Raw genomic sequence first — 19066 nt, forward strand, 5'->3', positions numbered from 1 at the left:
CCCCTCTCCGCATTTGCCCCGCATCCGTCCGTGTGCGGTTTCCTCGCACACTACGCAGTTCTCACCGGACGGCAGCAGGTTCGCGCCGTCTTTGTGTCGTTCTTGCAACACACCGGGTACGCCCGGTTCAGGCGAGGCCCGCCTCCTTCATCTGGCGCAGTTCCTTCTTCAACTCGCCCACCTCGTCGCGCAGCCGGGCGGCGACCTCGAATTGCAGGTCAGCGGCGGCCGCCCGCATCCGGTCGGTCATCTCCTCGATGATTCCGGCCAGTTCGGTGGCGGGCCGGTCGCTGACCACCGCACCGTTCGACTTGGCCCTGCCCGGGGCGCCGCCCTTGGCCGCCTTTCCGCCGAGCGCCGGAACCGGGGCCTTCGCGCCCTTCGTCTGGCGGTAGCCGCTGCCGAGGAGCTGCTCGGTGTCGATCTCCTCCCGGGCGATGGTCGCGACGATGTCGTTGATCTTCTTGCGCAGCGGCTGCGGATCGATGCCGCGCTCGGTGTTGTACGCGATCTGCTTCTCGCGGCGGCGGTTGGTCTCGTCGATGGCCTGCGCCATCGCCGGGGTGATCTTGTCCGCGTACATATGGACCTGGCCGGACACGTTACGGGCCGCACGTCCGATGGTCTGGATGAGCGAGGTGCCGGAGCGCAGGAACCCCTGCTTGTCCGCGTCGAGGATGGCCACCAGGGAGACCTCGGGCAGGTCGAGCCCCTCGCGCAGGAGGTTGATCCCGACCAGGACGTCGTACTCACCGGAGCGCAGTTCACGCAGGAGCTCGATACGGCGCAGCGTGTCGACGTCACTGTGCAGATAGCGGACCTGGATGCCCAGCTCCAGGAAGTAGTCCGTGAGGTCCTCGGACATCTTCTTGGTGAGGGTGGTCACCAGGACCCGCTCGTCCCGCTCGGTGCGCTTGCGGATCTCGTGCACCAGGTCGTCGATCTGGCCCTCGGTGGGCTTGACGACGACCTCGGGGTCGATGAGGCCGGTGGGCCGGATGATCTGCTCCACGAAGCCGTCGCCGCGCGAGAGCTCGTACTTCCCGGGGGTGGCGGAGAGATAGACGGTCTGGTCGATGCGCTTCAGGAACTCCTCCCACTTCAGCGGGCGGTTGTCCATGGCCGACGGCAGCCGGAATCCGTGGTCGACGAGCGTCCGTTTACGGGAGGCGTCCCCTTCGTACATCGCGCCGATCTGCGGCACCGTGACGTGCGACTCGTCGAGGACGAGGAGGAAGTCCTCGGGGAAGTAGTCGAGGAGGGTGTTGGGAGCGGTGCCGGGGGCGCGGTCGTCGAAGTGCATCGAGTAGTTCTCGACGCCCGAACAGGTGCCGATCTGGCGGAGCATCTCGATGTCGTACGTCGTGCGCATGCGCAGCCGCTGGGCCTCCAGCATCTTGCCCTGCTTCTCCAGCTCGGCCAGGCGCTGTTCCAGCTCCCGCTCGATGCCGCCGACCGCCTTCTCCATGCGCTCGGGTCCCGCGACGTAGTGGCTGGCGGGGAAGACGTGGAGCGACTGGTCCTCGCTGATGACCTCGCCGGTGAGCGGGTGGAGGGTGGAGAGGGCCTCGATCTCGTCGCCGAACATCTCGATGCGGACGGCGAGCTCCTCGTAGACCGGGAAGATCTCGATGGTGTCGCCGCGCACCCGGAAGGTGCCGCGGGTGAACGCCAGGTCGTTGCGGCTGTACTGCATCTCGACGAACCGGCGCAGCAACTGGTCGCGGTCGACCTCCTCGCCGACCTTGAGCTGGACCATCCGGTCCACGTACTCCTGGGGCGTACCGAGGCCGTAGATGCAGGAGACGGAGGCGACCACGATGACGTCCCGCCGGGTGAGCAGCGAATTCGTCGCGGAGTGGCGCAGCCGCTCGACCTCCTCGTTGATCGAGGAGTCCTTCTCGATGTAGGTGTCCGACTGCGGTACGTACGCCTCGGGCTGGTAGTAGTCGTAGTACGAGACGAAGTACTCGACGGCGTTGTTGGGCAGGAGCTCGCGGAACTCGTTGGCCAGCTGGGCGGCGAGGGTCTTGTTCGGCGCCATCACCAGGGTGGGGCGCTGAAGCTTCTCGATCATCCACGCGGTGGTCGCCGACTTGCCGGTGCCGGTCGCGCCGAGCAGGACCACGTCCTTCTCATCCGCGCGGATACGCCGCTCCAGCTCGGCGATGGCCGCCGGCTGGTCGCCACTGGGCTGGTAGGAGCTGACGACCTCGAAAGGCGCCACCGAACGTTCGATCTTCGAAACGGGCCGCATGCAACCACCGTACGACCCCCCACTGACAACGGGGTCGGATCAGCGGTGGCGCGGGGGCCGGGTGTCCCTGCGGGCGGGGGTCTCGTGGGTCGCGCGCTGCCGCTGGACGGGCGTGGTCCGGGGCCGGCCGCCGTCGCGCGCGCCACGGCCGCCCCGCGGGTCGTGCCGGTCGGGCTCCCCCATGACCACCAGCGGGTCGAACATCACGACCACCCCGGCCAGCAGCAGGAAACAGGTGGGGCCGATCAGCATCGGGATGATCAGGGTGGCGGAGGTGTCACCGGCCAGGGCGCCCGAGCCGGCGTCGGCATGCAGATGGACGTCGAGCGCGGCCATGCCGGTGTAGTGCATTCCGCTCACCGCCACCCCCATGACCAGGCTCGCGCCCAGGCTGGCCGCGAAGCCGTGGACGGAGACGGCGGCCCAGAGCGCGGCCGTCGCGGCCACCACCGCGATCACGACGGAGAGGGACACGGTGACCGTGTCGTACGTGAACTGTCCCCGCAGCCGCATTCCGGCCATGCCGAGGTAGTGCATGGAGGCCACACCGAGGCCGGTGATCGTCCCGCCGGTGATCAGCGCCATGCGCGTCGCGCCGCGGTAGCCGACAATGAAAATGCCGATGCCGACCATCACGATCGCCACGGCGAGGCTCGCGAAGGTGAGGGCCTTGTCGTAGGCGATCGGTGCCCCTTCGACGGTGAACCCCATCATGGCGACGAAATGCATGGTCCAGATACCGGAGCCGATGGAGGTGGCGCCCAGCCCGAGCCAGCCGGCCTTGAAGGAGCGTTCCGTCCGCAGGGACCGGGTCGTGCAGCGCAGTCCCAGCGCGGCACCGAGGCAGGCCATGACAAAAGCCACGACCGGAGTCACGAGGCCGTAGGTGAATCCGTCCACTGTGCCCTGCATGCTGGTACGCCCTTCACGGAAGCCCGGGTTGGGGTGACCCTAAGGGGCGAGGCCCGGCAGACAAACATAAGAGCCGCATTTTATCGACACGGAAATCGGCCCCCTGATCCGGTACCGAAGATTCCGTTCACGTGGTGGCCATCGGTGCCCTGTCCTCCGTTGGTGATCGGCTGCAATTCTCTGCCTGTCCGCATCTCTGACGCGAGGAGTACACGTGTCCGTACGCACCGCAACTGCGTCCACCGCTGTCGCCACTCTGCTCGGCGCCGGTGCCCTGCTGCTTCCCGCCTCCCAGACACAGGCCGCCGACCGGCACGACAGCCCGGTCGTCTTCGCCCACCGGGGTGCCTCGGCCTACGCGCCGGAGAACACCCTGGCCGCCGTCGACGCCGCGGACGACCTGGGCATCGACTGGGTGGAGAACGATGTACAGCTCACCAAGGACGGTGAGCTGGTCGTCCTGCACGACACCAACCTCAAGCGGACGACGGACGCCGAGCAGATCTATCCCGACCGCGCCCCCTGGGCGGTCAAGGACTTCACCGCCGCAGAGATCGCCCGACTGGACGCGGGCAGCTGGTTCGGCACACAGTTCACGGGCGCCCGGGTGCCGACGCTCAAGCAGTATCTGCACCGGGTCGAGAAGAACCGCCAGAAGCTGCTGCTGGAGATCAAGAGCCCGGAGACGTACCCGGGCATCGAGAAGGCGACTCTCCGGGTGCTGCGCCACGAGGGCTGGCTCGACCGCGGCCACGTCCGGAACAAGCTGATCATCCAGAGCTTCGGCGGCGACAGCGTGAAGAAGGTGCACGAGCTCCGCCCCGACATCACCACCGGCTTCCTGGGCACCCCAGCGGTGGCCGATCTGCCGTCGTACGCGGCGTTCACCGACCAGATCAACCCCTCGTACTCGACGATCAGCGCGGACTACGTGGCGGCCGTGCACGCGCTGAAGGGCGCGCACGGCAAGCGGCTCCGGGTGAACACCTGGACCGTCAACGACGCGGCGAACGCGGCCAAGGTCCAGGGCTTCGGGGTCGACGGCATCATCACCAACTACCCCGACGTCGTGCGCGACGCCACGCGCTGACCCGGAACGCAGGGACGAAGCAGCGCGCCGGGCGGCTGGCGGCTGGCTACGGGCTACGGGCTACGGGCTACGGGCTACGGGCTACGGGCTACGAAAGGCCGTGAATCCGCCGTTGTCAGTGCCCGGTCGTACGGTGGTCGACATGAACAGCGCCGAGCAGTCCGTGGAGTGGTCCGTCGTGCCCAGCGACATCGGGCCGCTGTTGCTCGCCGCCACCGGTACCGGGCTGGTGAGCGTGATCTTCCACGCCCGTCCCCCGGTGCGGGAGAAGGCGCTCGGGCAGCTGCGTACGCGGCTGGGCGCGGAGCCGGTACAGACCCCCGGCTCCGCGCGGCTCGCCGAGCCGATACGCCAGCTCGCGGCGTACTTCGCGGGTGGGCTGAAGGAATTCACGCTCCCCCTGGACTGGTCGCTGACCTCGGGTTTCCACCGGGAGGTCCTCCGCGAGCTGGCGTCCGGCGTGCCGTACGGGACGGTCGTCGGGTACGGGGACCTGGCGGCGCGGGTCGGGCAGCCGGGGGCGGCGCAGGCCGTGGGGGCGGCCATGGGGTCCAACCCGCTGCCGGTGGTGGTGCCGTGCCACCGGGTGGTGGAGAGCGACGGCGGACTCGGCGGCTTCGGCGGCGGGCTGGAGACCAAGCGACAGCTGCTGGCCCTGGAAGGGGTCCTCCCGCAGCCCTTGTTCTAGAAGGGGCAGGTGAGGGACCGCACCTGGGACAGGGAACGCGCCAGGGACACCACGGCCGCCTTCGCACTCACGTACGAGGAATGGCACACTTCGCCGGTGACGACGACCCTCCCGGTACCACCGGTCACGGCTGCCGACCTGCCCGTTCTGCGCCGCAGGACCTCTGCCGTGCTCATCGCCAGCCAGATACTCGGCGGCCTCGGTGTGCCCATCGGTATCGCCCTGGCCCCGGTCCTGGCCACAGAGGTGAGTGGCTCCGAAGCGCTGTCCGGTCTCGCCCCGACCGCCTCGGTGGCCGGTACGGCTCTGCTGTCGCTGCCGCTGGCCGCGCTGATGACCTCGCGGGGCCGCCGCCCCGGTCTGGTGCTCGCCTATCTGGTCGGTGCGCTCGGCGCGGGCCTGGTGGTGCTCGCGACCATCGTGGAGAGCTTTCCGCTGCTGCTGCTCGGCATGGCCGGGTTCGGCGCCGGCTCGTCGGCCAATCTCCAGGCCCGGTTCGCCGCCGCGGATCTCGCGGCGCCGGAACGGCGGGGCCGGGCCATCTCCACCGTCATCTGGGCCACCACGATCGGTTCGGTGCTCGGACCCAACATCGCGGCACCGGCGGGCCGCCTCTTCCGCGGTACGCCCGTGTCCGAGACGGCGGGGCCGTACCTCATCGCGGCCGCCATCTTCCTGCTCGCGGGCCTGGTGGTCGCGGTCCTGCTGCGCCCCGATCCGCTGCTCACCGCGCGGGCGCTGGCTCCGGGCGACGGCCGCTCCACCGGGAAGCGTTCGCTGCGTACCGGAATCGCCGCCGTCCGGGCCGCGCCGATGGCCCGGCTGGCGCTGGTGACCGTGGCCGTGTCGCACACCGCGATGGTTTCGATCATGGTCATGACCCCGGTGGACCTGGGACGGCACGGTGCGGACATCCAGCTGATCGGCCTGGTCATCAGCGGCCATATCGCGGGCATGTACGCGTTCTCGCCGGTGATGGGGTGGCTGTCCGACCGGCTCGGCCGGCTCGCCGTCATCGGTCTGGCGGTCGGCCTGCTCGCCTGCGCCGCGCTGCTGGCGGGCACCGCCGGTGCCCGCCACGGGCAGACCGCCGCCGGGCTGTTCGTGCTCGGTCTCGGCTGGTCGGCGGGCATGATCGCCGGTTCGGCCCTGCTCACCGACTCCGTGCCGCAGGCGGCCCGCGCCGCCGTGCAGGGCCTGTCGGACCTGACCATGAACACGGCGGCGGGCATCGGCGGAGCCGCCGCCGGGGTGATCGTCGCCCAATGGGGCTACGGCCCGCTGAACGCGATCGGCGCCTGCCTGCTGCTGCCGATGGCCGCGCTCGCCCTTCGCCGCGGCCTGCGAGAGGGCTAGGAGAAGGCCAGGGCGCAGAGCCGAGGGCCGGGCGGATTCCGGCGGCCTCAGGGGCACCAGAAGCCCGGACAACTCCAACGGCCCCCAGCGGCCCGACCGGCTCCGGACAGCCCCAACGGCTCCCGACCGGCTTCAGCAGTCCCAGCGGCCTCAGAGACCTGAGAGACCTGAGAGACCTCAGAGGCTGATGTGGTACGCCTTGCGCAGCGTCTCGTGCACCGTCCACGTCGTACGGTCGCCCTCCCGCAGCACGCAGGCGTCCCCCGGCCCGATCTCCAGCGTCGCGCCGCCGTCGACCACGACCGTCGCCCGCCCGCTGACGACCACGAACAGCTCATCGGCCTCGGTGTCGGTGACCACTCCGGGCGTGATCTGCCAGATCCCGCGCACCTGCTTGCCGTCCCCGGACTCCCACAGCACCTTCCCCGTCACGACGGGGTCCCCGGAGACGATCTGTGCCGGATCCAGGGGTTCCGGCTCCAGTTCGGCGTCCGGAATGTGCACGGCGAAGGAGGCAGGAGCTTGATCAAGTGTTGTCATGGCCGGTCACCTTAGCGAGCGCCCCCGGCAACCCCGCCACCAGGCCCGACCTGCGGGCACTGCGGACGGGCACCGCGGACCGGCACTGCGGGGGCCGCGGGGGAAGCACCTGGGGAACGTGCCGCTCCGTGTTTGCGGGCGCCCTGCCCGCGACAGGGATGGGGCATGCCACAGAACACATCGGAGCGGACACCCGAGCACACATCCGGCCCCACGCGGGGCGACACCCGGCGCTACGCACCGGTGCTGTCCGACGAAGTGGGCGCGGCCATCGCCGCCCGGCGCCCCGTCGTCGCCCTGGAGTCGACGATCATCGCGCACGGTCTGCCGCGTCCCCGCAATCTTCGGGTCGCCAGGGAACTGGAGGAGCTCGTCCGCACCGCGGGGGCCGTCCCCGCCACCGTCGCCGTACTGGACGGCCGGGCCCATGTGGGCCTGGACAAGGCGGGGTTGGAGCGGGTCGCCGGTGACCCGGCGATACGGAAGCTGGGCCACCGGGACCTCGCGCCCGCGTTGGCGACGGGCGCGAGCGGGGCGACGACGGTGTCCGCGACGGCCTTCCTGGCGGCCCGCGCGGGTCTGCGCGTCTTCGCCACCGGCGGCCTCGGCGGAGTGCACCGGGAATGGACGCGGAACCAGGACGAGTCGGCGGACCTGCGGCTGCTCGCGCGTACCGGCATCACCGTGGTGTGCGCGGGAGTGAAGTCGATCCTCGACGTCCCGGCCACCCTCCAGCGCCTGGAGACCCTGGGAGTCGGAGTGCTCGGCTACGGCACCGGGTATTTCCCCGGCTTCTATCTCAGCAGTTCGGGCGAGCCGGTCGACTGGACGGTCCGTACGCCCGAGGAGGTGGCGGAGGTGATGCGGGCGCGCGAGGCGCTCGGCGGACCGGAATCCGCGTTGATCGTCGCCAACCCCGTGCCGGAGAAAGACCAGTTGGATCCCGCGACGCACGACCGGGTGCTGGCCGAGGCGCTGGACGCGTGCCGGGAGCGCGGCATCGTGGGGCAGGCCGTCACGCCGTTCCTGCTGGACCAGCTGATGCGGCGGACCGAAGGCGCGTCACTGGAGGCCAACTTGGCTACGGTACGCGGAAATGTGCGGCTCGCGGCACGGATCGCAGCGGCGGCCGTACGGTGACGGAGGCGGGCGACCGCTCCCCGTCCGGCGGGCTCCTCGTCGTCGGCGAGGTGGTCACGGACATCGTGGCCCGGCATGCGTCGGCGCTCGTCCACGGCACAGACACGGCGGCCCGGATCAGCACGCTGCCGGGCGGCGCGGGTGCCAACGCGGCCTGCTGGGCGGCCCGTTCGGGCTGCCGGGACGTCACCCTGCTGGCCCGCGCGGGCGCCGGTTCCGTGACCTGGCACCGGGAGGCCCTGGAACGGGCGGGCGTACGTCCGCTGCTGGCCGTGGACGCCGAGACGCCCACCGCGACGGTCATCGCACTGGTGGACCGGGCCGCCGAGCGCACCTTCCTCACCGACAGCGGCGCGGTACTGCGCCTGCGCCCCGACGACTTCTCGCCCTCGATGCTCGACGGCATCGCCCACCTCCACCTCTCCGGATATCTCCTCTTCGGCGCGACGAGCCGCGCGACGGCCCTGCGCGCGGCCGGGGCGGCCCGGCAGCGGAACATCCCGGTGAGCGTGGACCCCGCCTCCGCGGGATTTCTGGCCGGACTCGGCGTCGACCGGTTCCTGGAGTTCACCGAGGGGACGGACCTGTTGCTGCCCAACGCGGACGAGGCCAGGATGCTGACCGGTCTGCCCGAACCCGCCGACGCGGCGGCCAAGTTGAGCCGGCAGTTCTCCCAGGTCGTCGTCACCCTCGGCGACCGGGGCGCCCTGCTGGCCGCCGAGGGAGCGGTGACCGGCCACGTCGCCGCCGTGCCGGTCCGCGATCCGGTCGACTCGACGGGGGCGGGTGACGCGTTCACCGGCGGCTTCCTCGCGGCCCGCCTCGCCGGGGCGGACGACGCGTCGGCAGCGGCGGCGGGCTGCCGGGCGGGAGCCGAAGCGGTCACGACGGTCGGCGGCAGACCCCCCGCGTAGCCCTGGCGCGGGCACGCCCCTCCGCTCGGTCCTCAGCCCTCGGTCCTCAGCCCTCGGCCGTCGGCCCCGACCAGGCAGGATGCCGTGGGTCATCGGCCCGTACGACCACATCGGCACGGTCGGTGGGCGCCACCTCGTCCTCGTAACGGGCGAAGGCGGGCAGCGTCCACCGGTCGGCGTCCCCGGTGCGCCGCAGCAGAGCCCCCGGTGAGAGCCGCAGATGGACACTCAGGTCGAACGGGAACCAGCGCCCCAGCAGCAGCGGCCCGTGCACGAGCACCACCCCGCCCTCCGGCAGCGTCCGGTACGGGCTCCTGGTGGCCCGGTCCGTCACCGGGTCCCACAGGTCCGGCAGCACCCTTCCGCTGCCGCCCGCCTCCAGCGGGCCGAACACCTCGCGCCACAGCGCGCCCGTGTCGAACCAGCCGTCGGCGTACGAGTCGGGGTCCTCCTTGCCGTACTCGTACCGAAGGCTCGCCGGACGCAGGAACCCCTCGGTCGCGACGGTGAGCACCGCACGGCCGCGCACCCGCAGCCGCTGAGCGACACGGTCGGCCAGTTCGCCGGTACGGGCCGCCGGGGCGCCGTCGATACCGGCCTTGAGCCAGGCGCCACCGTCCGCGGGTGTCAGGCCGTCGATGTGCGCGGACAGGGCGTCGGCCAGCCCGTCCCAGGTGATCGCTTCGAGTCGCACAGGCCCATCATCCCCCGCCGGGCCGCTCCCCCGCCGGGCCGCTCCCCCGCCGGGCCGCTCCGCCGCCGGGGGCGGACGACGTCCGAGGTGCCGCTCCACGAGGCGGACCACCCGGTCGGCCCGCGGACCGAGGCCGGGTTCGCGGGCGGCGGCGGTCCGGGCGAGGCGGGTGATGTCGGCGGGCCAGTCGCCGGTGACGGTGTCCGGTGCGTCGATGCGCCGGAAGCCGCGCTCCAACAGGCCCAGGGCGGTCTGCGGCTGCTCGCGCACCACCGCTTTCACCGCGGCGACGGCGTTGGCGAGCGCGCTGGCGGGTCTGGACCAGGCCTCGCCGCGCGCACCGGGGCAGTCGTCGGGCAGGCCGTAGGTCAGGCATGCGTCGGGCAGGCCGACGGCCGACGCGGCGCCGATCTCCAGATCGAGGCGCCAGAAGAGCGGATGGTCCAGGAAGGACGCGAAGAGCAGGCGTCGCCTCGGGGAATGCCGGAGGTCGGGGTCGGTGCGCAGTGATTCGAGGGGCTGGAGCGCACGGAGAACGTCCGGTGCGGCCTCGACACAGGCCGCGAAGCGGTCGTCGGGCACGGTCCAGTTGATGTCGATATCGCTGTAGACATCCGCCGTCCCCCGGGCCGGCGACCCTCTCAGTTCGGCACGGGAGCCGGGGCTGTGGGCGCGCAGCGCACGCAACAGGTCCTGGGCGAACGCGGCACGGCACGCCGGATCGAGGGACGCGTCGCCGCAGTCCGGAGCGTCACCGTGCGGTACGTGGCCGCAGTGCGCGTCGTCGTCCATGAACGGCCGCTCCCCTCCGCCCCGGTCCGTGGCACGGGACCGGGCGCGGCCACGCTACCCCTGGCTCCCGCACCGCAACCGCCACGACCCGCTTCACCTCACCACGACCCGCCTCACCTCGCCACGGCGTCATTCACCGCGCAGCTCGGCGGCGAGCGGCCCCTCGCCCACCACCTCGATCCGGCCGTCCTTGACCGCCTCCAGGACGGTCGCCTCTCCCCGCCCGAGCGCCAGACACAACTCGGCGTCGAGGGCGATCCGGACATCGGGGCGCTCGGCGGGACCGTATCCGTACACGTCCCCCACTTCCCCGTCCGCCGTCCTGCGCTCCGAACCGACCCCCGGGCCCCTTCCCGTACGGACATGGAACTCGCCCTCGTCCAGATGGACTTCGACGACTCCGGCGTGCGTCAGGCCGTCCAGGGCGCGCAGCAGCGGCAGTGCGAACCAGTGCGCCCGTACCGCGTCGGTGGGGCGCCGCTCGTCCAGCGCGGGCGCCCCCCACTCGGCGAGAGCGGCCAGGACGGGCAGCAGGCCCCGGCCGCGCCCGGTGAGCTCGTACACGGACGCGGCGGCCGGGGGCGGGAGCCGGCGGCGTACGGCGAGGCCGCTCTGCTCCATGTCCTTGAGGCGGGAGGCCAGGACGTCGGTGCTGACGCCGGGCAGGTCGGCGTGCAGATCGGTGTAGCGGCGGGGGCCCGCCAGCAGTTCACGGACGATCAGCAGGGTCCACCGGTCGCCGACGGAGTCGAGGGCGCGGGCGGCGGCGCAGAACTGGTCGTAGCTCCGGCGGCGGACGGGGCGTGCTGCTTGCTGCTGCTGACGTGGCATGCGACGCAGTCTAGACATGTTGTTGGACTTTCCAAGCTCCAGCTTGGTAAAACCAAGTATCGCAATTCGGCTCGGGGAGGCACCGCATGGAGTTCCAGCAGTCCAGCAAGCTCAACGAGGTCTGTTACGAGATCCGGGGCCCGGTCATCGAGCACGCCAACGCCCTTGAGGAGGCGGGCCACAGCGTGCTCCGCCTCAACACGGGCAATCCGGCGCTCTTCGGCTTCGAGGCACCGGAGGAGATCGTCCAGGACATGATCCGGATGCTCCCGCAGGCCCACGGCTACACCGATTCACGCGGCATCCTCTCCGCGCGGCGCGCCGTGGCACAGCGGTACCAGGCCATGGGGCTGCCGGATGTCGGCGTGGACGACATCTTCCTCGGCAACGGGGTCTCCGAGCTCATCTCCATGTCCGTACAAGGGCTGCTGGAGGACGGCGACGAGGTCCTGATCCCGTCCCCCGACTATCCGCTGTGGACCGCGGTGGTGACGCTCGCGGGCGGTAAGGCCGTGCACTACGTCTGCGACGAGTCCGCGGACTGGAACCCGGACCTCGCCGACATGGCGTCGAAGATCACCGACCGCACCAGGGCCGTCGTGATCATCAACCCGAACAACCCGACCGGTGCCGTGTACCCGCGCGAGATCCTCGAAGGAATCCTCGATCTCGCCCGCAGACACGGGCTGATGGTGTTCGCCGACGAGATCTACGACCAGATCCTCTACGACGACGCCGTGCACCACAGTGTGGCGGCCCTCGCCCCCGACCTGGTCTGCCTCACCTTCAGCGGGCTGTCGAAGACCTACCGTGTCGCGGGATTCCGCTCGGGCTGGATGGTGGTGTCCGGGCCGAAGCAGCACGCCCGCAGCTATCTGGAGGGCCTGACCATGCTCGCCTCCATGCGGCTGTGCCCCAACGCGCCCTCGCAGTACGCCATCCAGGCGGCGCTGGGCGGCCGGCAGTCCATCCGGGAGCTGGTGGCTCCCGGCGGCAGGCTCTACGAACAGCGCAACCGGGCCTGGGAGAAGCTCAACGAGATCCCCGGCGTGTCCTGCGTGAAGCCGAAGGGCGCGCTGTACGCGTTCCCTCGCATCGACCCGAAGGTGCACCCCATCGTCGACGACGAGAAGTTCGTCCTCGATCTGCTGCTGCGCGAGAAGATCCAGGTGGTCCAGGGCACCGGTTTCAACTGGCCGCGTCCTGACCATTTCCGGATTCTGACCCTCCCGTACGCTGACGATCTTGACGCGGCGATCAGCCGCATCGGCCGCTTCCTGAACGGATACCGTCAGTGACCTGCTCCTTCTGCCCGGTTCCCGTCCATACCCAGTTCGCCACCGCGGAGCTGGTGGGGCCGATCATCGAGGGCGGATTCGATCCGGCCGACGATCCGGGCTGGGCCGGCTCGGGCGCTCGGTCGCCCGCCGAGTACGCGCGCTGGGCCGGTCATCTGTGCGGGATGACCTGCCTGCGCATGGCCCTCGGCGGTGAAGCCCCCGCGGCTCCCGGCGCCCCCGTCCCTTCCTTGTTCGCCCTGCGCGACGGGGCGTTGACGTACGGGGCGTACACCGTGGACGACGACAGCGAGATCCACGGTCTGGTCTACGCCCCGTTCGCCCAGTACGTACGGGAGACGCACGGCATCGACGCGACGGTGCACCGGCACCTCGCTCCGGACGAGATCCTCGGGCTGCTGGACGAGGGCCGGATGGTGATGACGTCCGTGCACTACGGGATCCGGCACCCCGAGCGGCCCGCTCCCGGACGGGGCGGGCATCTGGTGCTGGTGACGTCCCGCACACCCGACGGGGACGGGGTGCACTTCCACAATCCGTCCGGGACGGACGCCGGGACGCGGGCTGCGCAGCTGCCGCTGGCGGACTTCGAGCGCTTCTTCGCCGGTCGCGGCATTTCGCTGGGCCCCGGTCCGGTGCGGAGCATGGGAACGGGCTCGGGAACAGGCACGGGCCCCGGAACGGGAACAGGCACAGGCACGGGCCCCGGAACGGGAGCGGGCCCGGAGGCGTAGCCGGCCTCCGGGCCCTGTGGTTGCCGCCCATACGGCACGCCGGCACTTTTAAGGACCTGGGTCAGTCGTTATGTCGTCGCGTCCTGCCTTTAGACGACCGCAGATCGAAGCTCTGCGGGCCGGAGTCGAACCGGCATCTCGACGCCCTTGGGCCCAGGCCCGTTTGATCCGGCGATCGGCGGCGAATGCTGAATCTGGAGCAAGAGTCTGAGATTGATCGCGGTCTGCCTCTGCCTTTTGGGCTACTCCGGCCCGGACACGTACACCTGCGGGCTGTGTACGCGGGAAGTGCCGGAGGGAGGAATCGAACCTCCACTGGAACCGCGTCGTCACGACAAGCTTCAGTGTCAGCTTGCGCTCCTCGCGCACCCCGGCCGTGTGTCGTGGTGGCCGGGGAATCCATGGTCGGTCACCCGAAGAGGTAACCGAATACCGCATCACCCACCCGCTGGTCGGTGACATCTCCGCCGTTGGCCTCCTCGCGGGCGAACTTCACGGCCTGCTGGAGCTTTTCCACCCGGTCCAGCAGTTCGTTGACGCGCCGCGCGGGAAGGGCTCCGGAGAACTTCACCGTCGTCCAGTACCCGATCGGGATGTCCTCGTAGTACACCTCGACCTGCGCCGGGTGCTTCTCGGTGGCCTCCGCCTTCACATGGTTGCGGGGCACCTTCTTCGTACGGAGCGTCCTGACCGGTTCGGTCTTCCAGGAGTCCGTCGACGGGTCCTGCGTCCACGCCTCGGAGGCGTCGAGCACGGGCAGCTTGCGGACGAAGGTGTTGATGTCGGTCAGCTGCTTCTCCAGGAAGAGCAGATACGACACCGGCACCGCACTCACCAGCACCCGTCCGTCGACCAGCACATCGGCCCGGGCCGAGCAGTTCGCCCAGTCCTTCGTGGCGGTCACGTCGAAGAGCCGGGTCAGCGTCACCGAGGTCTCCCGCAGGACGTCCTCGGCCTTGACCTGCACCAGCGTCGACTCGGGCGGAAGCTGCTCGCCCTCCTCGTCCTTCGGCTGGTAGGTCCGGGAGATCCCGGCCAGCAATCCGGCCTTCTGGAGGCCGTGATGCGCCGCCGTCAGGTCCTGATGAGCCTTGGACTTGACGCCCTTCTCCACTGCGATGATCTGATTGAGTTTCGCCACACGCAGGAACCTAGCACCGTCAACTTCGGTGATCCAAAGGGTTTTTACGGCTACGCGCCGCAGCGTTCGTACTCATCGGCACGAGTCGTCCGGCGGTCCGCGGCAGCCGGGACCGGCGCCGCACTCGACGGCACCGACCCGGCGGCACGGACAACAGCGACACCGACCCGGCAGTCACGCACACCCGGGGCACGCTCGGCCGGGATCAGCCACCCAGCAGGGCTTCGAGGGCGCTCACCGGGTCGGTGTCCGGGGTGGCGCGGGGCCACCAGTCGTCGGCGCCGGGGTCGGACTCGTAGCCGTACCAGCGGCCGTCGTGGCCGAAGCGGAGCTGAAGCGCGCCGCCGGGGTGGGTGAGGTGATTGCGCCAGGGCTGGAAGCGGGGGAAGTCGGCGGCGGCCAGGGCGGGGCGGGCCCGGTCGAACGGTCCGGCCGGGGGGTCCCAGGGGGTTTCCAGAACCGTGAGTCCTTCGGCATCGCCCTGACGCCAGGCGGCGACGGCGCGGGCCAGGTCGGTGGTGGTACGGCCGGTGGCGTAGGCCAGCTCCCGGTAGAGGGCCCGGGTGGTGGCGGTGAGCCCGGCGGTGGGGCGGGCAGCCGCCAGCCGGACCGCGTCCTGCCACGCGGTGAGGCCCGCGAGCGGGTCCCGGCCGGTGGTCAGCAGGCCATGGGCGCGGGCCGCCGCGTCCGTCGCGAGGTGGTCGAGGCCCAACGGGTCGCGCGCGCCCGGCAGATCCGGGTACGAGGGGGGCTGGCCCGGGTGCGGGGGGACCGGAAGGGGCAGGGGGAGCGGCGGCAGGAACCGGTCGGCCAGCGCCGCACCGGCCGCCACCGAGGGAGCGGCGGAGGCGGCGGGACGCTCACGCGCGGAGTGTTCGGCGTTCCTGCGGCCCAGCTCGTCGAGGAGCTCCCGCTCGCCCCTGCCCCGCATCAGCAGCAGGACGAACGGGTCGCTGTCGAGCAGCCTGGCCATCTGGAAGCAGAGTGCCGCGACATGTTTGCAGGGCCGCCCGTGGTCGGGGCACGAGCAGCTCGGATCGAGGTCGCCGGCGGCCGGCAGCAGCCGGGTGTCGGCCTCCTGGGCCGTCTCGGCCAGGGAGTGCGGCATCTCCTTGGCCAGCAGCGCGGACAGATGCCCGGGGCGAGCGGCGACCGCGTCGAGGAGGGCGTCCCACCCGGTGTCCGTGAAGGTGCGCAGGCGCAGTTCGGCACGGTACGGGCGGGGGCGGCTGCCGTGGACATAGGCGACGACGCGGCCGGGGGTGACGGTGATCGCGGCGACATGGCCGCCGTCCGCGTACGTACGGCCGCGGGTGAGCCGCGCCTCGTCCATCGACAGGGACTCCAGGGCGGCCACCCAGGCACGTCCCCACCAGCTGTCCGCGAAGGGCTCCCCGTCGGCGGACGTGCGGGCGGGCACCGCTTCGAAGGTCCGTCGTAGATCGTCGGGGCCCGGCCGGGACCGGGGCGCCGTGCGCGGCGCGGGGCGGGGGCTCACACCGGCCTCCGGAGTGAGACGAGATCGGCGAGATCACGGTCGCTGAGCTCGGTCAGGGCGGTCTCACCGGTGCCGAGGACCGCGTCGGCCAGGGCCCTCTTGGACTCCAGCAGCTCACCGATCCGGTCCTCCACCGTCCCCTCCGCGATCAGTCGGTGGACCTGCACGGGCTGCGTCTGGCCGATGCGGTACGCCCGGTCGGTTGCCTGCTCCTCGACCGCCGGGTTCCACCAGCGGTCGTAGTGGATGACATGAGCGGCGCGGGTGAGATTCAGCCCGGTGCCGGCCGCCTTGAGGGAGAGCAGGAAGACCGGGATCTCGGCGTCCTGGAAGCGGTCCACCATCCGTTCGCGTTCGGGCACCGGTGTGCCGCCGTGCAGCAGTTGGGAGGGGATGGCCCGGGACGCCAGGTGGGCGGAGAGGAGCCGGGCCATCGTCACGTACTGGGTGAAGATCAGGACTGACCCGCCCTCGGACAGGATCGTGTCGAGGAGTTCGTCCAGGAGCGCGAGCTTGCCGGAGCGGCCCGTGAGCCGGGTCGGCTCCTCCTTCAGATACTGCGCGGGGTGGTTGCAGATCTGCTTGAGCGAGGCCAGCAGCTTCATCACCAGGCCGCGTCGGGCGATGCCTTCCGCAGCCTCGATCTGCGCCATCGTCTCGCGCACCGCAGCCTCGTAGAGCGCGACCTGTTCACGGGTGAGGGAGACGGGGTGGTCGGTCTCCGTCTTCGGCGGCAGCTCGGGGGCGATGCCGGGGTCCGACTTCTTGCGGCGCAGCAGGAAGGGGCGGACGAGCCGGGCCAGCCGCTCGACCGCCTCGTCGTTGCCCAGGCCCGCGGCCGTGCCGGTGTTCTCCACGATCCGGGCGTGCCGGGACCGGAAGGCCTTGAGCGGGCCGAGCAGCCCGGGGGTCGTCCAGTCGAGCAGCGCCCAGAGCTCGGAGAGGTTGTTCTCCACGGGGGTACCGGTCAGGGCGACGCGGGCCGGGGCCGGAATGGTGCGCAGCGCCTTGGCCGTGGAGGAGTGCGGGTTCTTCACGTGCTGCGCCTCGTCGGCGACGACCAGCCCCCAGGACTGTGCGGCGAGTTGGGCCGCGCTGGAACGCATCGTGCCGTACGTGGTGAGCACGAAACCGCCGTCCGGGTCCGTCAGGGTCCGGTCGGTGCCGTGGAACCGGCGCACCGGAACGCCGGGGGCGAAGCGGTTGATCTCCCGGTGCCAGTTGCCGAGGAGGGAGGCGGGGCAGATCACCAGCGTCGGCGCGGGATGGGCGCGGTGCAGATGCAGGGCGATCACCGTGATCGTCTTGCCGAGGCCCATGTCGTCGGCGAGGCAGCCGCCGAGTCCGAGCGAGGTCATCCGGTCCAGCCAGGCCAGACCGCGCAGTTGGTAGTCGCGCAGGGTCGCGTCCAGGCCGGGCGGCGGCGGGACGGTCGCGTCCTCGGCGAGGATCCGGGCCCGGAGCGCGGCCAGCGCACCGGCCGGCACCGCGTCGACCTGTTCGCCGTCGACCTCGGCACTGCCGGTGAGGGCGACGGCGAGGGCGTCCACCGGGTCGAGCAGGCCGAGCTCCCGCTTGCGTGCCTTGCGTACGAGCGCGGGGTCGACGACCACCCACTGGTCACGCAGCCGCACCACCGGGCGGTGGGCCTCGGCCAGGGTGTCCATCTCGGCCTCGGTCAGCTGCTCGTCACCGAGCGACAGCTGCCAGTTGAAGGCGAAGAGCTGCTCCGCGTCGAAGAACGAGGTGCCGTCGGTGGCCGAGCCGGGTGCGGGCCGGACGACGGCGGCCGCGGTGAGCGAACGGGCGAGCTCCCGCGGCCAGTGGATGTTGACCCCGGCCGCGGTCAGGCGGGCCCCGGCATCGCTCAGCAGCTCGTACAGCTCGTCCTCGGTGAGGGCGAGCACGTCGGGGACGGGCTGGTCGAGCAGCCGCTCCAGCGGCGCCCAGACACGCGCGGCGCGGCGCAGCGCGAGCACCGCGTCGACCTGGGCACGCGGTCCGAACGGCTCCCCTCCCCCGCCGTTCCACAGGGCGGCGGCGTCGATGACGTACGTCGGGTCGGCGAGGCTGTGCACCTGGACGACGGCCGCTGCGGCATGGCGTACGGCGGGATCGTCCGGGCTGCCGGGACCGTCGGGGTCGTCCGCGGCGGCGATGGCGTAGGTGTCCGCGGTGTCGAAGAGCTCGTACGCGGAGAGGTCGAGCCGCAGCGAGACCCGGACACCCGCGTCCAGGCCGGACGCGACCTCGACGGCCCAGGCGGCGGCGCCGGGAAGATGCTGGGCCTCCCGGGCGGCGAACGGGGCGCCCATCGCGTAGGCCGCGGCCGGCGTACGGGGCAGGGTGTCGGCGACCGCGTCGAGGAAGGCCCCGATCAGGAACTCGGGGTCGGTGAGCCGGAGCGGCGCGAGGTCGTCCACCGGCACCGCGTACCCCTCGGGAGGCATGGCGGCGGCGACGGCCCGCAGATGCGCGATGTCCTCGGCGTCACGCGGACCGGCCCGCCAGGCGTCGTGGTCGTCGGCTGTCAGTCCGGGCAGCAGCCTGCCGCGTGCCACCAGATTCAGCGCGTGCAGTGCGGCGGCACCCCAGCAGCGGGTGGCGGTATGGGCGGACGCCTGATGGCGGGCGAGGGCGAGCAGCGGCAGCGCGTCCGCCACGGGCAGCAGCACCGCGGGCACGGTGCGGGCACGGATGCCATGCGTGCCGCCCGCGCCACCCGTGCCGTCCCGCCGGACCACGGTCAGCGTGGTCGGTTCGGTCGGTCCGGTGGTGGCGTGAGCGGGATTCCCGGCCGGTGCGGGATCGGCGGCGTACGCGAAAGGATTCCCGGCCCGCGCGGTGTCTCCGCGCTCCTCGGGGTCCCAGAAGGCGATCCGGCCGTCCCTCGGCAGGGCGGCGGGCAGGAAGACCGCCGGACAGCGCAGCAGACGGCCGATGCGCGCGTCCCGCGCGTCCCGCAGGTCCCGTGCCGTCATCTCCGGCCACCCCCTCCCGCCCTGATTCGTGTCTGTTCCCTCTGACTCCGCGAGTCTAGGCGGGGGGTCTGACAACGTCCGACCTGGCCACGTTCCCGCAGCTCAGGACCGGTCGGCGAGCGGAGTGCGATCAAGGGTGGACGATCATCAGCGGTGGGTGGATGTCAGTCGTGGACGATCATCAGCGGTGGACGGGCGTC

At 71.5% G+C, this 19066-nt stretch carries 15 protein-coding genes and 1 pseudogene; 7 read left to right on the forward strand and 9 right to left on the reverse strand.

Annotated features, from left to right (window positions below):
• Positions 1 to 127: 127 nt before the first annotated feature.
• Complete coding sequence (gene uvrB, locus A6A29_RS13520) at positions 128 to 2257, reverse strand: excinuclease ABC subunit UvrB (RefSeq protein WP_073720309.1); 2130 nt, start codon at positions 2255 to 2257, stop codon at positions 128 to 130.
• Between the two features lie 39 nt (positions 2258 to 2296).
• Positions 2297 to 3169 carry an MHYT domain-containing protein gene (locus A6A29_RS13525; protein WP_073720310.1) on the reverse strand — a complete coding sequence of 291 codons (873 nt, stop codon included), beginning with the start codon at positions 3167 to 3169 and terminating at the stop codon, positions 2297 to 2299.
• A 214-nt stretch (positions 3170 to 3383) separates the two neighbouring features.
• On the opposite strand from A6A29_RS13525, the gene A6A29_RS13530 reads away from it, so the two are divergent.
• The 3 genes from A6A29_RS13530 to A6A29_RS13540 all read left to right on the forward strand — a co-directional run bounded on the left by A6A29_RS13530 (position 3384) and on the right by A6A29_RS13540 (position 6303).
• Positions 3384 to 4259 carry a glycerophosphodiester phosphodiesterase gene (locus tag A6A29_RS13530; RefSeq protein WP_073720311.1) on the forward strand — a complete coding sequence of 292 codons (876 nt, stop codon included), beginning with the start codon at positions 3384 to 3386 and terminating at the stop codon, positions 4257 to 4259.
• A 142-nt stretch (positions 4260 to 4401) separates the two neighbouring features.
• Positions 4402 to 4947 (forward strand): methylated-DNA--[protein]-cysteine S-methyltransferase, encoded by a 546-nt coding sequence (locus A6A29_RS13535; RefSeq protein ID WP_073720312.1) that lies wholly within the window; start codon positions 4402 to 4404, stop codon positions 4945 to 4947.
• Positions 4948 to 5115: 168 nt separating this feature from the next.
• Positions 5116 to 6303, forward strand: coding sequence for an MFS transporter (locus tag A6A29_RS13540; protein WP_079182736.1), 1188 nt, complete (start codon positions 5116 to 5118; stop codon positions 6301 to 6303).
• Between the two features lie 177 nt (positions 6304 to 6480).
• Here A6A29_RS13540 and A6A29_RS13545 read toward each other — a convergent pair whose 3' ends face one another.
• A complete protein-coding gene (locus A6A29_RS13545; protein WP_073720313.1) occupies positions 6481 to 6843 on the reverse strand; it encodes a cupin domain-containing protein in 363 nt (120 codons plus the stop codon).
• Between the two features lie 165 nt (positions 6844 to 7008).
• On the opposite strand from A6A29_RS13545, the gene A6A29_RS13550 reads away from it, so the two are divergent.
• Complete coding sequence (locus A6A29_RS13550; RefSeq protein WP_079182730.1) at positions 7009 to 7983, forward strand: pseudouridine-5'-phosphate glycosidase; 975 nt, start codon at positions 7009 to 7011, stop codon at positions 7981 to 7983.
• A complete protein-coding gene (locus A6A29_RS13555) occupies positions 7980 to 8897 on the forward strand; it encodes a carbohydrate kinase family protein (protein WP_073720314.1) in 918 nt (305 codons plus the stop codon). Before A6A29_RS13550 ends, A6A29_RS13555 begins: the two co-directional genes overlap by 4 nt.
• Before the next feature lie 46 nt (positions 8898 to 8943).
• On the opposite strand, the gene A6A29_RS13560 is transcribed toward A6A29_RS13555, so the two are convergent.
• Both A6A29_RS13560 and A6A29_RS13565 read right to left on the reverse strand, forming a co-directional pair.
• Positions 8944 to 9591 (reverse strand): uridine kinase, encoded by a 648-nt coding sequence (locus tag A6A29_RS13560; RefSeq protein WP_073720355.1) that lies wholly within the window; start codon positions 9589 to 9591, stop codon positions 8944 to 8946.
• Between the two features lie 921 nt (positions 9592 to 10512).
• Positions 10513 to 11214 carry a winged helix-turn-helix transcriptional regulator gene (locus A6A29_RS13565; protein ID WP_241838447.1) on the reverse strand — a complete coding sequence of 234 codons (702 nt, stop codon included), beginning with the start codon at positions 11212 to 11214 and terminating at the stop codon, positions 10513 to 10515.
• 86 nt (positions 11215 to 11300) lie between these two features.
• Here A6A29_RS13565 and A6A29_RS13570 point away from each other — a divergent pair, with 86 nt between their 5' ends.
• Both A6A29_RS13570 and A6A29_RS13575 read left to right on the forward strand, forming a co-directional pair.
• The gene (locus A6A29_RS13570; protein ID WP_073720316.1) at positions 11301 to 12512 is read left to right on the forward strand and encodes a pyridoxal phosphate-dependent aminotransferase; all 1212 of its coding nucleotides are present in this window, start codon (positions 11301 to 11303) and stop codon (positions 12510 to 12512) included.
• A complete protein-coding gene (locus A6A29_RS13575; RefSeq protein ID WP_241838448.1) occupies positions 12509 to 13246 on the forward strand; it encodes a peptidase in 738 nt (245 codons plus the stop codon). Before A6A29_RS13570 ends, A6A29_RS13575 begins: the two co-directional genes overlap by 4 nt.
• A 289-nt stretch (positions 13247 to 13535) precedes the next feature.
• Here A6A29_RS13575 and A6A29_RS45230 read toward each other — a convergent pair.
• From A6A29_RS45230 to A6A29_RS13590, 4 genes and pseudogenes are all read right to left on the reverse strand, one after another.
• Positions 13536 to 13621 (reverse strand): annotated as a pseudogene (locus tag A6A29_RS45230).
• Between the two features lie 34 nt (positions 13622 to 13655).
• Positions 13656 to 14387 (reverse strand): DUF7873 family protein, encoded by a 732-nt coding sequence (locus A6A29_RS13580; protein WP_073720317.1) that lies wholly within the window; start codon positions 14385 to 14387, stop codon positions 13656 to 13658.
• 205 nt (positions 14388 to 14592) lie between these two features.
• A complete protein-coding gene (locus tag A6A29_RS13585; protein WP_073720318.1) occupies positions 14593 to 15885 on the reverse strand; it encodes an SWIM zinc finger family protein in 1293 nt (430 codons plus the stop codon).
• Positions 15882 to 18866, reverse strand: coding sequence for a DEAD/DEAH box helicase (locus A6A29_RS13590; protein ID WP_073720319.1), 2985 nt, complete (start codon positions 18864 to 18866; stop codon positions 15882 to 15884). Before A6A29_RS13590 ends, A6A29_RS13585 begins: the two co-directional genes overlap by 4 nt.
• Between the last annotated feature and the right edge of the window lie 200 nt (positions 18867 to 19066).

The sequence above is a fragment of the Streptomyces sp. TSRI0281 genome, assembly GCF_001905125.1.
In the GTDB taxonomy this organism is placed as follows: Bacteria; Actinomycetota; Actinomycetes; order Streptomycetales; family Streptomycetaceae; genus Streptomyces.